This window comes from Roseixanthobacter glucoisosaccharinicivorans (assembly GCF_043195095.2).
GTDB lineage: Bacteria > Pseudomonadota > Alphaproteobacteria > Rhizobiales > Xanthobacteraceae > NCEH01.
The window spans coordinates 3,940,130-3,953,854 of sequence record NZ_CM195538.1; the positions used below are offsets into that span (position 1 = coordinate 3,940,130).

The 13,725-nt window shown below is 63.9% G+C and carries 14 protein-coding genes; 3 read left to right on the forward strand and 11 right to left on the reverse strand.

Annotation, left to right across the window (positions count from 1 at the left end; translation table 11 throughout):
• Positions 1 to 12 precede the first annotated feature (12 nt).
• The 10 genes from V5F78_RS18200 to V5F78_RS18245 all read right to left on the reverse strand — a co-directional run bounded on the left by V5F78_RS18200 (position 13) and on the right by V5F78_RS18245 (position 9,337).
• Positions 13 to 804 carry a GntR family transcriptional regulator gene (locus V5F78_RS18200; RefSeq protein ID WP_394067759.1) on the reverse strand — a complete coding sequence of 264 codons (792 nt, stop codon included), beginning with the start codon at positions 802 to 804 and terminating at the stop codon, positions 13 to 15.
• A gap of 31 nt (positions 805 to 835) precedes the next feature.
• Positions 836 to 1,897: an ABC transporter ATP-binding protein gene (locus tag V5F78_RS18205; RefSeq protein ID WP_394067761.1), complete on the reverse strand. Its 1,062-nt coding sequence runs from the start codon at positions 1,895 to 1,897 to the stop codon at positions 836 to 838.
• Between the two features lie 50 nt (positions 1,898 to 1,947).
• Positions 1,948 to 2,754 carry an alpha/beta fold hydrolase gene (locus V5F78_RS18210; protein WP_394067763.1) on the reverse strand — a complete coding sequence of 269 codons (807 nt, stop codon included), beginning with the start codon at positions 2,752 to 2,754 and terminating at the stop codon, positions 1,948 to 1,950.
• The gene (locus V5F78_RS18215) at positions 2,747 to 3,133 is read right to left on the reverse strand and encodes a hypothetical protein (protein ID WP_394067765.1); all 387 of its coding nucleotides are present in this window, start codon (positions 3,131 to 3,133) and stop codon (positions 2,747 to 2,749) included. The genes V5F78_RS18210 and V5F78_RS18215 overlap by 8 nt, the downstream gene beginning before the upstream one ends.
• Positions 3,134 to 3,170: 37 nt before the next feature.
• Complete coding sequence (locus V5F78_RS18220; RefSeq protein ID WP_394067767.1) at positions 3,171 to 4,259, reverse strand: mandelate racemase/muconate lactonizing enzyme family protein; 1,089 nt, start codon at positions 4,257 to 4,259, stop codon at positions 3,171 to 3,173.
• Between the two features lie 34 nt (positions 4,260 to 4,293).
• A complete protein-coding gene (locus tag V5F78_RS18225) occupies positions 4,294 to 5,130 on the reverse strand; it encodes an amidohydrolase family protein (protein WP_394067769.1) in 837 nt (278 codons plus the stop codon).
• A gap of 91 nt (positions 5,131 to 5,221) precedes the next feature.
• Positions 5,222 to 6,427: an ABC transporter substrate-binding protein gene (locus V5F78_RS18230; RefSeq protein WP_394067771.1), complete on the reverse strand. Its 1,206-nt coding sequence runs from the start codon at positions 6,425 to 6,427 to the stop codon at positions 5,222 to 5,224.
• 116 nt (positions 6,428 to 6,543) lie between these two features.
• A complete protein-coding gene (locus tag V5F78_RS18235; RefSeq protein ID WP_394067773.1) occupies positions 6,544 to 7,371 on the reverse strand; it encodes a carbohydrate ABC transporter permease in 828 nt (275 codons plus the stop codon).
• Positions 7,368 to 8,315: a carbohydrate ABC transporter permease gene (locus V5F78_RS18240; RefSeq protein ID WP_394067774.1), complete on the reverse strand. Its 948-nt coding sequence runs from the start codon at positions 8,313 to 8,315 to the stop codon at positions 7,368 to 7,370. Before V5F78_RS18240 ends, V5F78_RS18235 begins: the two co-directional genes overlap by 4 nt.
• A 50-nt stretch (positions 8,316 to 8,365) precedes the next feature.
• Positions 8,366 to 9,337, reverse strand: a complete 972-nt coding sequence (locus V5F78_RS18245) for a DUF6282 family protein (protein WP_394067775.1) — start codon at positions 9,335 to 9,337, stop codon at positions 8,366 to 8,368.
• A gap of 215 nt (positions 9,338 to 9,552) precedes the next feature.
• On the opposite strand from V5F78_RS18245, the gene uxuA reads away from it, so the two are divergent.
• Complete coding sequence (gene uxuA, locus V5F78_RS18250) at positions 9,553 to 10,746, forward strand: mannonate dehydratase (RefSeq protein WP_394067863.1); 1,194 nt, start codon at positions 9,553 to 9,555, stop codon at positions 10,744 to 10,746.
• A 62-nt stretch (positions 10,747 to 10,808) separates the two neighbouring features.
• Positions 10,809 to 11,576 carry an SDR family NAD(P)-dependent oxidoreductase gene (locus V5F78_RS18255; RefSeq protein WP_394067777.1) on the forward strand — a complete coding sequence of 256 codons (768 nt, stop codon included), beginning with the start codon at positions 10,809 to 10,811 and terminating at the stop codon, positions 11,574 to 11,576.
• Positions 11,577 to 11,594: 18 nt separating this feature from the next.
• Here V5F78_RS18255 and V5F78_RS18260 read toward each other — a convergent pair whose 3' ends face one another.
• Entirely contained in the window at positions 11,595 to 12,347 is a 753-nt protein-coding gene (locus V5F78_RS18260) for a FadR/GntR family transcriptional regulator (protein ID WP_394067779.1), read from the reverse strand.
• A 184-nt stretch (positions 12,348 to 12,531) separates the two neighbouring features.
• Between V5F78_RS18260 and V5F78_RS18265 the strand changes: the two genes are divergently transcribed.
• A complete protein-coding gene (locus V5F78_RS18265) occupies positions 12,532 to 13,686 on the forward strand; it encodes a fumarylacetoacetate hydrolase family protein (protein WP_394067781.1) in 1,155 nt (384 codons plus the stop codon).
• The last annotated feature ends 39 nt before the right edge of the window (positions 13,687 to 13,725 follow it).

Here is a 13,725-nt window from a genome sequence, read left to right on the forward strand (position 1 = left end):
TTCGATCTCATGTCATGAGCGTATTGATTTTCGCCGCTTGCCGTCGGCAACATCAACCTTTTCAGGCAGGTGAAAAGGCGAATTCTCAGCTTTGCCCGCAGCACGCACCAGTTCCATGGTCTTGGTGAAATGCTGTTTCAAGAGCAGCGCCGCGGTGTCGGCGTCCCGGGCGAACACGGCTTCAGCGATGTTGGCGTGTTCGGTGAAGGGATCGCGTGTGAAGAGGCCTGCCGGGCGCGCGAGACGGCGGTAGCGCTCGCTTTGCTCGTGCAGGGAGTCGCGGAAGCGCAGCAGCCACACCATCCCGCACGCCTGGGTCAGGGTGCGGTGGAACCGGTCGTGCAGGGTGTTCCACCCCTCGTTATGCTGGCTCGCGTCCGAAGGGTTCATATAGGGCGCGTGGCGCAGATCGTCCCAGGCTTGGCGCACGTCCGCCATCCAGGCGTCGCCCCCCTCTTCCATGGAGCGGCGCAGGGCGAGGACCTCGATCTCGATCCGAGTGCGGGTCAGGTCTTCGAGGTCGAACTCCGATATGGGGCTCACACGGAAGCCGCGCTGGTCCTCGGCCACCACGAGGCCATCCGCCACGAGGCGGGACAGCGCCTCGCGCACCGCCGCGAGGCTCACGTCGAACGCCTGGGCGAGGGCGGAGATGGGAAGCTTCTCCCCGGGCTTCAGCCGGCAGGTGAGGATATCCGCCCGCAGCCGGTCGAAAATCGCCGACGTCAGCGAGCGCGGCCGCCGCCCCTCAAAAAGATCCTGTCCGGCATAAACGTCCGTATCGGAGGGGGCGTTTGATATCATGGCGTACCCTGATGCGAACGAAAGGTCGCGTTCATGAATAATGCAACCTTTGACCGCTGTCGGCGTCAAACAGATGCACCAGATCGATATCCGGTTGCACTTGGATCATCTGGCCCGGCTTGGGCAAAATGCGCTCGCGGAACAGACAGGTCATTTCCTGCCCCGAGGCGCGCATGACGACCAGAGTCTCGGATCCCGTGGGCTCTACCACAGCCACTTCCATGGGCAAGGCACCCTCGCAAACACGGAAATGCTCGGGACGGATGCCGTAGACGGCGGGCCGGCCCATATCGCTCTCCGGCGCGCCGGCCAAAGGCAGGACGATCCCGTTGTCGGTTCGAAACCGGTCCTTCTCGATCCGCCCCTTGATGAAATTCATCGAGGGCGAGCCGATGAAGCCGGCGACGAACTGGTTTGCGGGCTTGTCGTAGAGGTCGAGCGGCGCGCCGATCTGCTCCACGACGCCGTCGTGCATCACCACGATCTTGTCGGCCATGGTCATGGCCTCGATCTGGTCGTGGGTCACATAGACCGTCGTAGTCTTCAGGCGCTGGTGCAATTCCTTGATCTCGGTGCGCATCTGCACGCGCAGCTTGGCGTCGAGATTGGAGAGCGGCTCGTCGAACAGGAACACCTGCGGATCGCGCACGATGGCGCGGCCCATGGCGACGCGCTGGCGCTGGCCGCCGGACAATTGGCGCGGGAACCGGTCCAGCAGGTGGGAGAGGCTCAGGATTTCCGCCGCCCGCTTCACCCGCACCTCGATCTCGGTCTTCGGCGCCTTCCGCAGCTTCAGCGAAAAGCCCATGTTCGCGCCCACGGTCATGTGGGGATAGAGCGCGTAATTCTGGAACACCATGGCGATGTCCCGCTCCTTGGGAGGGACATCATTGATGACGCGGTTGCCGATCATCATCCGCCCGCCGGTGATGTTCTCCAGCCCCGCGATCATGCGCAGGAGCGTGGATTTTCCGCAGCCGGACGGCCCCACCAGCACCACGAACTCGCCATCGGCGATGTCGATGGAGACGCCGTGAAGCACGGCGACGGAGCCATAGGCCTTCTTCACTTGATCGATCAGCACGGGTGCCATGGAGAGACCTGTTCGTTATGCGACGGGAAGGATTTCGACGCCTCGCGGCATCACAGCCCCGCCTCGTCGAAGAAAGTGAGCATCATGTCGGCGACGCGCCCCGGGGCTTCGAGATGCGGGAAATGGCCGAGCCCGGGCAGCGGCACCAGGCGCACCAGCGGCGCGTTGACGAGGCGACCCCGGGTCGCCTCCACCATCTCGCGGGAGGCCAGCCAGTCGTCCGACCCATGAGCGAGGAGCACCGGCACCTTTACCTTGTCCATCAGGGGGCGGATGTCGCACCGGCCATAGGCGCGCAAATCGCCCTGCTGGGCCACGGGGATGATGGACAGGACACCCCATTCCGAGAAAGCCCGCCCCTCGGGCGTCGCCGCGGAGCCGACAAGGCTCATGGAGAAATCCATGTTCGCGTGCATCAGGCTCACCTGGGGATGGGTCATCAGGTCCAGCGCGGTCTCGGTGAAGGTCGGCGTGTGGTCGCACCCTTGCAGCGCCACCGCGGCCCGCACCTCGGGCGCGACCGCCGCCAGAAGCAGCGACAGGTTCCCGCCGAGCGAGCAGCCGGTGATAATGAAGCTGTCCTCGACAGCGACAGCCGCGAAATCCCGCAGCCATTGCGCGATCTCATGGGCGTCCTGGAGGCAGGCATTGCCGGCGAGCGGCCAGCTCTTGCCATGGCCGGGCAGGTCGGGAACGATCACGCGATAACGGCCAGCGAGCGCCTGCATGACGCCGTGCCACTGCCGCCCCTCCCGCCCCGCGGTGTGGATGGCGACGATCGCCGGGCCTTCGCCGCACGCCTCATAATAGGTCTGGCGCCCGCGCACCTCGACGTAGCGCCCGAGAATCTCAGCCATGTCCGATGCCTCCCACAAGCCGGGCCGACACGCGCCAGAGCTGCCAGAGCGCCGGCGTCATCCACATGGCGGAAAGCGCGTCGCCCTCGACCCGCAGCAGCCCATGGAACACGTTGATGGCGTGGGCATAAGGGACCGCGCCAGTGATCACCTTCTTCCACTCGCTCCTGGGCCCGCTGATGGAGAAGCGAATTCCGGTAAGCTCCCGCCCCTCCAGCCGCACCAGATCGCCCCGGTGGAATTCCAGGAGATGTTGCGCGTCGTCGATCCTGATAGCGAAGGCGCAGGCGCGGGCGTGGGCCGCCTTGCCCCGCAGGTCCGCATCATCCGCCGCCGCCGCAACGAGCATGTCCCAGAAGAGCGTGTCCGAGATGTCCATTCGGCCCTCGAATGCCGAGGCGCCGTGTGCGTGATCGTCAGCCATGGCTCCCGTACCTTTCGATGATCTCGCGGGAGAAGGAGAGGCCGAGCCCGGGGCGGTCCGGCAAGTGGAACATGCCGTCGACGATGTTCTGCTCCTCGTTGAAGAGCTTCTCCCACCAGCCAGGCAGATATTCGCAGAAGGTGGCGTTGGGCATGGCCGCGACGAGATGCGCGGAAATCTCCGTGAAGGTGTGGGCGGAGACGGGCACATGCCGGGCCGCGGCAAGGGCGCCCACTTCCATGAACTCGGTCGGCCCGCCGCACCGCATCAGATTGGGCATCAGCACGTCGCAGGCCTTGCCGTCGAGCAGCTCGAGGTGGCCGTAGCGCGTGAACACGGATTCCCCGGCGGCGACCGGCATGTCCAGCGCGTCCGCCACGCGCGCGGTGCCCGCAACGTCGTAGACCGAGACCGGCTCCTCGTACCAGCACACGCCGAGGTCCTGGAAGCGGCGCCCCGCGGCGATGGCGTCCGCGACGCTCCAAGCCTGGTTGGCGTCGATCATGATGCCGAAGTCGTCGCCGACCGCCGCACGCAGCTTCCCGACGCGCGCCACGTCGATTTGCCAGTCGGGACGGCCCACCTTGATCTTGCAGCGCCGGAAGCCCGCCGCGCGATGCCGCTCCACCTCCTCGATCACCGCCTCGATGGGATCGGCCAGGAAGCCACCGGTGGGATAGAGCTCGATCTCCGAGCGCACGCTGCCGAGCAACCGGTGGAGCGGCGTCGCCAGCGACTGGGCGAACAGGTCCCACAGCGCGGTATCGACAACGCTCATCGCCATGGCGGAGGGACCCGTCTGGCCGATAAAGTTGAGCTGCCGCCACATGGCGAGCGTGTGAGCGTGCCGGTCCGCGATCGTCTTGCCGACGAGGGGCTGCGCCAGATCCTCCACGATCAACCGGATCGCCGCCGCCTGGCGGAAGGCGAAATTGAACGCATATCCGATGCCGACGAGCCCGCCGGCATGGATCTCGATCAACACGTTCTCCAGGTCCCGATAGACATGATTGCCCGTCTGCAGGGGACGCTCGAACGGGATCGAGACGTGATGGGTGACGATCTTGTCGATGGTGGCCATTGGGGTGTCCAGGTCCTTTCGCGGTCCGGCCGCCTCAGATGCAGCCGCACTTGCGCAGGAGGTTTTCGGCATTCGTATGCAGCACCCGCTCCAGCGCCTCCGGCGTGAACGGCAGGGCCGAGACGCGCGCGATCGCGGTCTTCACCGGCACCACGGGGAAACAGCTCGCGAACAGGATGCGGTCGGGGATGATGGTGTTCGCCGCCTCCGCGAAGAGGTTCGCGCCTGGCAGGTGCGAGTAGAGCGAGGTGTCGATGAAAACATTCTCGTGCCGGAACGCGATGGCGATGGTCTCCGTCACCCAGGGCCAGCCGGAATGGTCGACGATGATGGTCAGCTCCGGGAAATCACAGGCCACGTCGTCGATGGCGCGCACGTCACCATGGGCAAGGCGCGGTCCTGGAAACGGCAATGGCCCGCAGGTGATCACCACCGGCACGTTCAGTTCCGCGCACTTCGCATAGACCGGATAGAGCCGGCGGTCGTTGGCGGCGACCAGCCCGCCATAGGGATCGACCGAAACGCCCTTCAAGCCCAGGACCTTGATGGCATGTTCCACGGCGCGGACCGAGCGCATGCCCTGGAGGGGATTGATGCCGGCAAATCCGATCACCTTGCCCGGGAAACGCTGCGCCGCCTTCGCCACATATTCGTTGGTCACATCGTGCCCTGTGGTGCCTTCGGATTGGCGGCCGGTGAACACCACCCGCTCGACGCCATCCGCCTCGAAATTCTCGATCCACTGATCGAGCGTAACCGGCGGGGGCACGGGAGAGCCGAGCCTGCGCATCACGGTCTGCTGGATGGGGGAGTCCAACGCGACCAGATACTCCTTGGTATTTGGGCGGGACCGAAAATCGATTACACGCATCTCAACCATCTCTTCGCCAGGAAGCACAAGCGCACCGCACGCCGGAGAAGCTGTCCGGCACCGCTCGCAAAGAGCGGCGCCGATGGAGCGGCTACTTCAGCTTCTTCGCTACGGCGTCCACCGCCGTCTCTGCCGGCGTCTTGCGGATCACCACCTGCTCCAGGATCTTCGCCAGCGAGTGGCTCTGGAGGACGGGGCCCAGCTTGAGCTGCGGCTCGCCGGCTTCATTCAGCGGGAACTGCCCCACATCAATGGCGTGCTTCAGAACCGCCAGGGACTTCTCGCCGGCCGGCGTCTTGAAGAGCGGCTGGTCGAGGAAGGACGGATTCTCCGAGACGCTCTTCAGCGGCGGCCAGTAATGCACCGGCACCGTCTTCATCATCCGGATCTTCCGGTCGCCGGTCTCAAGATAGGAGATGAAGTCTTCCGCCTCCTTCTGGTTCTTCGCGCCTTTCGAGAAGGCCCAGCTCTTGAGGTAGAGCAGCGCAGAGGGATGCGCGCCCGGCCCGTTTCCGGCCGGATGAAGCATGGGCACCGCCACATCGAGGAGCTTGGGGTTGAACTGCTGGAGATAGCTCAGCAAGCGGAAGGGATAGTCCGTGTGCCCCACCGCCCCGGTCGCGAAGGCGTTCATCATCTCATTGTTGGAATAGTTGTTCACGCCGGGAGGCGCGAAGGAGGTGACCTTGGCCAGGAAAGTGAAGGTGTCCACCGCGTTGGGCTTGTTGAGCGTCACCGCGCCGTCCTTGTCGAACACGGTCGCGCCGTTGGACCACATCCAGTTCTGAACGATGTCATTGGTCAGCCAGGTGTCCCCGACCGACATGGCGGTGCCGTAGAACTTGCCGCCGCCCTGCCCTTCCGACTTGCTGAGGACCTCAAGATTGTGGAGGTACTCATCCCAGGTCTTGGGCTCTTTGAGGCCGTATTTGTCGTAGAGATCCTTGCGATACCACAGCACATTCACGCCGATGCTGAAGGGCACGGCCCAGACGCTGCCGTCCAGCGTCATCGCCTTCAGCACACGGTCGAAATAGTCCTTGCGGCCCACGTGATCGATGATCGAGTCGACCGGGCGAATGATGCCCTTTCGGGCCAGTTCGAAAGTCTCGTACTGGTTCTGGACGTTGAACACCTCGGGCGGGTCACCGGCGGCCACCGCCGCCATGAGCTTCTGGGTCAGATCCTGGAAGCCGACATATTGAACTTCGATCTTGGTGTTCGGATTGGCCTTCTCATAGTCGGCGATGACCGATTCCAGCACCTGCTTGGTGTCCGGATTGGTTTCCGTAGTCATGATCCGGACCGTCCCGGCCCAAGCTGCAGTACCCATGACCAGGGACGAAAGCGAAATTGCTGCGGCGTAAAGGACGTTCAGTCGTTTCTTCATATTGTCCTCCCTCTCGAAGTCTTTCATCCCTTCACGGCGCCGGCCGCGAGGCCTTGGATGAGCCATTTCTGGACGAAGGCGAATCCGACCAGCACGGGCAGGGTGATGAGCACACCGCCCGCCATCAGCAGCCCCCATTCGACGCTGGTCGCCTCGACGAAGCCCGCGACCCCCACCGGGAGGGTCTTCTTGCTCTCGTCAACAATGAGCACCAGGGCGAAGAGGTAGTCGTTCCAGGAGATGATGAAGGCGAACACGCCCATGGCCACCAGGCCCGGAAGGGCGACCGGCAGCACCACCAGCCACAGGGTATTCAGGCGGCTGGCGCCGTCGATCATCGCGGCCTCGTCCAGGTCCAGCGGGATGGCCTCGAAGAAGATGATGGCCAGCCACATCACGAGCGGCAGCGTGAAGGCGACGTGCGCCAGGGAAAGGCCGATGAGGCTGTTGATGAGCCCGATATTCTTCAGCATGACGAAAAGCGGGATCGACAGCAGGATCGGGGGAAACATGTATGTAAACAGGACGCTGCTGGCGATCAGGTCGCGGCCGAAGAACTTGAAGCGCGTGATGCCATAGGCCGCGAACACCGCCACCACCATGCAGCCGCCGGTGGCCAGCGTTGAGACGATCAGGCTGTTGAGGAAATACTGCGGGAACATGGTTTCGCGTAGCAGCCGGCCATAATTCGCCAGCGTGAAGTGCTCGCTGGGCAGCAGGGACAGGCTGCGGCTGAAAAGATCGGAGAACGGCTTCACCGAGGAGATCAGCATCCAGTAAAGCGGAAAGCCCACGATGCAGACGGTGAGAATGATGAGCGCCCAGAGCAGGACGCGCGACGCCGCAATCATCGGCCGTTCTCCGTCTTGAGCTTGCGCGCGTACCAGAAGCCGAACAACGCGAGCAGCATGAAGATGCAGGCCGAGGTCGTGGCTCCGGCTCCGAGCTGGTATTCCTGGAACGCCTGGATGTAAGCGAGGATCGGCAAGGTCTTGGTCTTGCCCACCGGGCCGCCCTGGGTGAGCAGCCACACCGTGTCGAACTTGTTGAACATCCACAGGCCGCGAATGAAGACCACCAGCAGGATGGTCGAGCGCAGCTCGGGAAGCGTGACGTACCAGAACCGCTGGAACGCTCCCGCCCCATCCACCCGCGCCGCCTCATAGAGCTCGCTCGGGATCACCTGCAGGCGCGCCAGGACCTGGATGGTGATGAAGGGAAAGAACATCCAGACATTGATGAGGATGACGCTCGGCATGGCGAATTCGGGAGAGCCGAGCCAGGCGATGCCTTCGCTGATGATGCCGAGATCCAGCAGTGCCAGATTGGCGACGCCATAGAGGTCATTGAGAATCCATTTCCACACGAGCACGGCCACGATGGTCGGCGCAACGAAGGGAAACAGGATGAGGCCGCGCACCAGCGCCCGGCCTCGAAAGGCGTTGTTGAGAAGCAGCGCCGTGGCGATGCCGGCCAGAAGCTGCAGCACGACGGTGAAAAAGCTGAAGACGAGGCCGTTCCAGAGCCCATCCCAGAAATCTTCCGTGGAGAACAACTCGCGGTAATTCTCCAGCCCGACGAACGCGCGCTCGGTGCTGAGGACCTCGACGCTGTTCAGGCTCAACCACAGGGAGGAGACCAGCGGATAGGCCGCGAAGAGCAGCAGCAGAAGCACCGCCGGGGCGACGAACAGATAGCCCTTGTAATTCTCATTGCGAAAAATGCGCCTGCGCCTCCCGGGCGTGCCGCTTTGAAAGGTCAGTTGCTGGCCCAGGGGCGATGTCGAAGGCTTCATGGCGTCCCGGAAGTCCTCTGCCGGTGGATTTCAATCGGCCGCGGCGCAAATCACCACGCTTCCAGCCCGATGATGCGGGCGGGATTACGGTGAAACATCGTGCGGATCTCCTCAGGGGAAATCCCGACTTTCAGCAGGATCGCGATGTAGGTGCGCATGCCTTCCACGGGGACGGGCGAATAGAGCTGACCCAGATCGGAACTCATGAAGCAATGCTCGATGCCGATGTCCTTCATGGCGGCCGCAACATCCTGCGGATTCTTGGTGGGCTCGCCATGGACGAAGTGCATGAATGGCATCATCAGGCCGAAATCGAACTCGATCAGACAGCCGAGCGCCGCGAACTCCTTCAGGTCGGCGTGCGTCAGGCGCGTCATGGCCCATTGAGAATGGCTGACGATGATCCGCTTCAGGCCCTGGTCCTTGGCCTCGCGCACCACGTGGTGGCTTTCCTCCGCCGATAGATGGCAGGTGGCGAGGCAGGCGTCGTATTCCTTGACCAGACTGATGACTTCGCGGACTTCGGGGATGAGCTTCCCGTCGCGAAGCACGGTGATCGCCTCCTCCTCGCCGAGGGGCAGGTTCACGCCCGCATAGTAACGCTTGCGGTATTCATAGTGATTGCGGCTGTCGCCGGTGGGGAAGTGCACCACCCGGGCGCCGTCGCCATGGGTTAGCGCCACCCAGACAGCGCGCGGGTTCACGCCGCCGCTGGCGAGATTCATCACATGCGCCCCATAGATCGGGATACCCGGCCCGAGGCGGGTCGCCACATAGGCGGTTCCGGTGGTCGAAGGCCCGATGTCCTTGATGACCAGCGCGCGCATGCCCGCGGCATGGGCGTCCTGCGCCAAAGCGATGACGTCCTGCGAATGGCTGAGCGGGAAGACGTGCGGATTGGTGTGAATGTGCACGTCGATGCCGCCGACCATGAGGTCTCGGACATCACCCGCATCGAGACCGCGTGCCATCTGCTCCCGCGAGGGGAAACGCAAACCAATGTCCGGCTGCGGTGTGCTCATCGGCGTTTCCTCACTTTTTCTCGGATCTTAAAGCTTGGGCCGTTCATCGCCAGTGAAAAATCGAAAATCGATTATTCATCGCTTTCTCAGTCTGCGGCCGGAGTTCAATTAATCCGACGACAATTCATTTGTCCAACATTTTAATTGACGGACGGGGGTTACCTCCGTAATTACCCTGAAACGAGACTGAAATGTCCAACAACGAGGCGATGGCGATGCAGCAGGCTTGGCGCTGGTACGGCCCGAACGACCCGGTCACGCTCCGACATATTCGCCAGGCGGGCGCCAAGGGCGTGGTGACGGCCCTGCACCACAAGTACAATGGCGAGCCCTGGTCCCTGGACGATGTGCTTGCGCACAAGGCGCTCATCGAAAAGGAAGGCTTGGTCTGGTCAGTCTGCGAGAGCATTCCGGTGCTGACCGATGTGAAAACCGGCGGACCGGGCGCCGAGCGCGCCATCGAGAACTGGAAAACCAGCCTGCGGAGCCTCGCCGGGGCGGGCATTCCGGTGATCTGCTTCAACTTCATGCCAGTGGTGGATTGGACCCGCACCGACCTCGAATATGAGATGCCGAGCACGGGCCGCGCGCTCCGCTTCGACATGATCGACTTCGTCGCCTACGACGTGTGTGTGCTTCGCGGCGACGCCGCCGCCGGCTTCTACGATCCCGCCGTGGTCGCGAAGGCCCGGCAGCGCCACGCCGGCTGGACTCCGGATGATATCCGCCAGGTGGAGGACAACATCATCTGCGGGCTGCCCGGTGGCGAAGGGCGATACGACCGCGCCGGCATCCTGCGCGAGCTCGACCTCTACCGGGACGTGACGCCGGACAAGCTGCGGGCGAACCTCGTGCGCTTTCTCAAGGAAGTGGTTCCGGTGGCCGAGGAGGTCGGCGTCAAGCTGGTCATCCATCCGGACGACCCGCCCTTCTCCCTGTTCGGCCTGCCCCGCGTGGTCTCAACGGCGGCGGATCTGCGGCACATCCTGAGCGCCGTCGACAGTCCCGCCAACGGCATCGTCATCTGCACCGGCTCCTATGGCGTGCGGGCCGACAACGACATCGTCGCCATGATCCGCGAGTTCGGGCCGCGCATCAATTTCGTCCATCTGCGCAACGTCCGTCGCGAGGACCATGGATCGTTCCACGAATCCGATCATCTCGACGGCAGCGTGGACATGGTGGCCGTCATCCGCGCGCTCCTGGAAGAGGAAGCAAAGCGCAAGGCGGCGGGGCGCGCGGACTGGCAGATCGCCATGCGTCCCGACCACGGCCATGTGCTGGTGGACGATATCGGGAAGAAAGTGAACCCCGGCTACAGCTGCATCGGCCGCCTGAAGGGCCTCGCCGAACTGCGTGGCGTCATGATCGCCCTCGCCCATCAGGACCCTGCCCTTCCCCCGATCTGAGGCCCGTCTGGGGCCGGCGGCATTGGCCAGTTTGCGCCGCCGGCGGCAAGAGGAGATCCGAATTGACCTCGCATATTGATTTGACCGACCACCGTGTCCTCCTCCTCGGCTCGAGCTCGGGCATCGGCGCGGCGGCGGCCCGCGTCCTCGCCGCCTGCGGCGCGCGCGTCTGCCTGCACTACAATGCCAACCGGCAGGGCGCGGAGACGCTCGCCGAGGAGATCGCCCGTGCCGGCGGGGCGGCCGAAGTCGTGGGCGGAGACCTTCTGGTGCCGGGCGCGATTCCCGGCATCGTCTCCAGCGCGGTGGAAAAGCTGGGCGGCCTCGACGTGCTCATCAACAATGCCGGTTCCCTGGTGGGACGCACGCCGCTGGACGCCTTTGACGACGACATTTGGGACAAAGTGACAACGCTCAACGTGCGCGCTGTGCTGGAGACGGCCCGGGCGGCCCATCCCACGCTCAGCCGCAGCGCGCATGCGGCGATCATCAATGTGGGTTCCATCGCGGGCCGCAACGGTGGCGCTCCCGGCTCCGGCCTCTATGCCGCCGCGAAGGCCGCGGTCCACAGCCTGACGCGCTCCATGGCCAAGGAATTCGCCAAGGACGCAATCCGCGTGAACGCCGTGGCTCCCGGCTTCATCGCAACGCCCTTTCACGCCGCGACCCCTCTCGACACGCAAGAGGCCGTGCGCAAGACCATCCCCATGGGGCGCCTCGGCACCGCGGAGGACTGCGCCTGGATCTTCGCCTTCCTCGCCTCGCAGGAGATGTCGGGCTACATCACGGGCCAGATCATCGATGTGAATGGCGGCCCGTTCATGCCCTAGGGCGGCGGATCAAGGTCCTCACCCTTCGGGCAGCGCCTCCTTGGCCTTGGCGCCGGCCTCGGGAATGAACTTCAGGCCGGACCTGAGATGAAGGCCGACCCAATAGGTATAGGCCGCACCGTCCTTCTGCCGGATGGCGTCGATGATGGCGCGGTGCTCGGCGGCGATGTCCCGTCGCTGCGTGCGCTCTCTCTTGCCGCTCTCCATAAGTTTCTGGATGACGGGGCGCATGATCAGATAGACGTCTTCAGTCGTTTTATTGTTGGACATTCTAACAATTTGACTGTGGAAGGCATAATCGAATTCCGCAGCGTCCGCGACCGAGGTCGCCTCTTCCATTTTCCAGGTGAGGGCCTCCAGGGTTTCGAGATCCTGTTGCGTCACATTGGAGAAGACGCGCTCGCGAATGCCTTCCTCCACCAGCCGGCGAAACTCCTGAATATCGGTGAAAATGTCGGCGGACAGGCGGAAGCCGAAGGAGAAAAGCCGCATGGCCGCCGCATGCCGGTCGTCGATCAAGATCGCGCCGCTCTTTTGGCGCGCCTCAACGATGCCGTAGGCGCGCAAGGTCCGCATCGCCTCACGTACCGTGTTGCGGCTGGAGCCGAAAAGCCTCGCGAGCTCGATCTCGCCGGGCAGCGCGTCTCCTACCGCCAGGCCCCGCTCGTCGATGAGGCGCTGGATCGCGTCGATGATCTGGTCTACGGCGGAGCCGGACGCAATCTCGCTCTCGGCTTGGCCCGCCAGCTTTCCCTTGTTTCCGACGCTCACGGCCTTCGCTCCAGCTTGATCCATTTGTCCAACATTTCGGATTGACACCGCCCTAAATACCCTTAACCCCTAGACCGGCATTCATGTCCAACAAAATCGGCTCTTCGACCGCCTGGACCGATGAGACCGCTCGCCCCGAACGCGAGTGCGGACCAGACATTGCTGGTGGCAAAGGAGGCACGCCTTGAGCTTTACCCTGTCTCTTCCTCCCGAAGGAACCTTCCTCGGCCGCGTCTGGCTTCCGGACGTCGCCGGTCCCGCCGTGGTCCTCGTGCGCGATGGTGAAGTCTACGACATAACCTCCCCCACCGCCCCCACCATGACGGACCTCCTGGAACTGGAGGACTGCGCCGGCTTCCTTCGGGCGGTGGACAAGCGCCACATCGGCTCGCTGGCGGCGATCGCGGCCTCCTCCCAGGCCGCCGACCCGTCGCAGATCCATCTGCTAGCCCCTTGCGATCTCCAGGCGGTGAAGGCGAGCGGGGTCACCTTTGCCCAGTCCATTCTGGAACGGGTGATCGAGGAGAAGGTCGCGGGCGACCCGTCGCTTGCTTTGATGTTCCGCCAGAAGATCGAGGCGAGCATTGGCGGCAATTTGAAGAACCTCGTCCCTGGCTCGCCCGAGGCGGACGCGCTGAAGCGCACGCTGATCGAAGAGGGGCTGTGGTCCCAATATCTCGAAGTGGGCATCGGGCCGGATGCGGAAATCTTCACCAAGGCCCAGCCCATGTCCTGTGTCGGCTGGGGCGCGGCGGTCGGCGTCCACGCCATGTCGCACTGGAACAATCCCGAGCCGGAGATCGTGCTGTTCGTCAACAGCCGTGGCGAGATCAAGGGTGTGAGCCTCGGGAACGACGTCAATCTCAGAGACGTGGAGGGGCGCTCGGCTCTGCTGCTGGGCAAGGCGAAGGACAACAATGCCTCATGCGCGATCGGCCCCTTCGTCCGCCTCCTCGACGAGGGCTACGGGCTCGACCAGGTCCGCCGGTCCGAGGTGAAGCTGCGGGTGGAAGGCGAGGATGGCTTTGTCCTCGAAGACGGCAGCTCCATGTCGGAGATCAGCCGCGACCCCGTCGATCTGGTGGCTCAAGCGATCGGACCCAATCATCAGTATCCGGACGGCTTCGTCCTGTTCCTCGGCACGCTCTTCACGCCGGTCCAGGACAGGGGCGAGGCCGGACAGGGATTCACGCACCATTGGGGTGACGTGGTCGTCATCTCCGATCCGCTGCTGGGTGAACTGCGGAACACAGTTCGCCCCTCGGATGCGTGTCCGCCGTGGAATTTCGGAACGCGCCAGCTGATGCGAAACCTCTCCGCGCGCCATCTCCTGCCGTGAGCGGCGCTGAGGCCGTCCTTTGATCGCGGTTTCCCGAAA

Bases quoted from the DNA above. Each gene is read 5' to 3' on its own strand.
- uxuA (WP_394067863.1), top strand. From the start codon at position 9,553: ATGCAGCAGGCTTGGCGCTGGTACGGCCCGAACGACCCGGTCACGCTC.
- V5F78_RS18225 (WP_394067769.1), bottom strand. From the start codon at position 5,130: ATGCGTGTAATCGATTTTCGGTCCCGCCCAAATACCAAGGAGTATCTG.
- V5F78_RS18245 (WP_394067775.1), bottom strand. From the start codon at position 9,337: ATGAGCACACCGCAGCCGGACATTGGTTTGCGTTTCCCCTCGCGGGAG.
- V5F78_RS18200 (WP_394067759.1), bottom strand. From the start codon at position 804: ATGATATCAAACGCCCCCTCCGATACGGACGTTTATGCCGGACAGGAT.
- V5F78_RS18240 (WP_394067774.1), bottom strand. From the start codon at position 8,315: ATGAAGCCTTCGACATCGCCCCTGGGCCAGCAACTGACCTTTCAAAGC.
- V5F78_RS18215 (WP_394067765.1), bottom strand. From the start codon at position 3,133: ATGGACATCTCGGACACGCTCTTCTGGGACATGCTCGTTGCGGCGGCG.
- V5F78_RS18210 (WP_394067763.1), bottom strand. From the start codon at position 2,754: ATGGCTGAGATTCTCGGGCGCTACGTCGAGGTGCGCGGGCGCCAGACC.
- V5F78_RS18220 (WP_394067767.1), bottom strand. From the start codon at position 4,259: ATGGCCACCATCGACAAGATCGTCACCCATCACGTCTCGATCCCGTTC.
- V5F78_RS18235 (WP_394067773.1), bottom strand. From the start codon at position 7,371: ATGATTGCGGCGTCGCGCGTCCTGCTCTGGGCGCTCATCATTCTCACC.
- V5F78_RS18205 (WP_394067761.1), bottom strand. From the start codon at position 1,897: ATGGCACCCGTGCTGATCGATCAAGTGAAGAAGGCCTATGGCTCCGTC.
- V5F78_RS18230 (WP_394067771.1), bottom strand. From the start codon at position 6,427: ATGACTACGGAAACCAATCCGGACACCAAGCAGGTGCTGGAATCGGTC.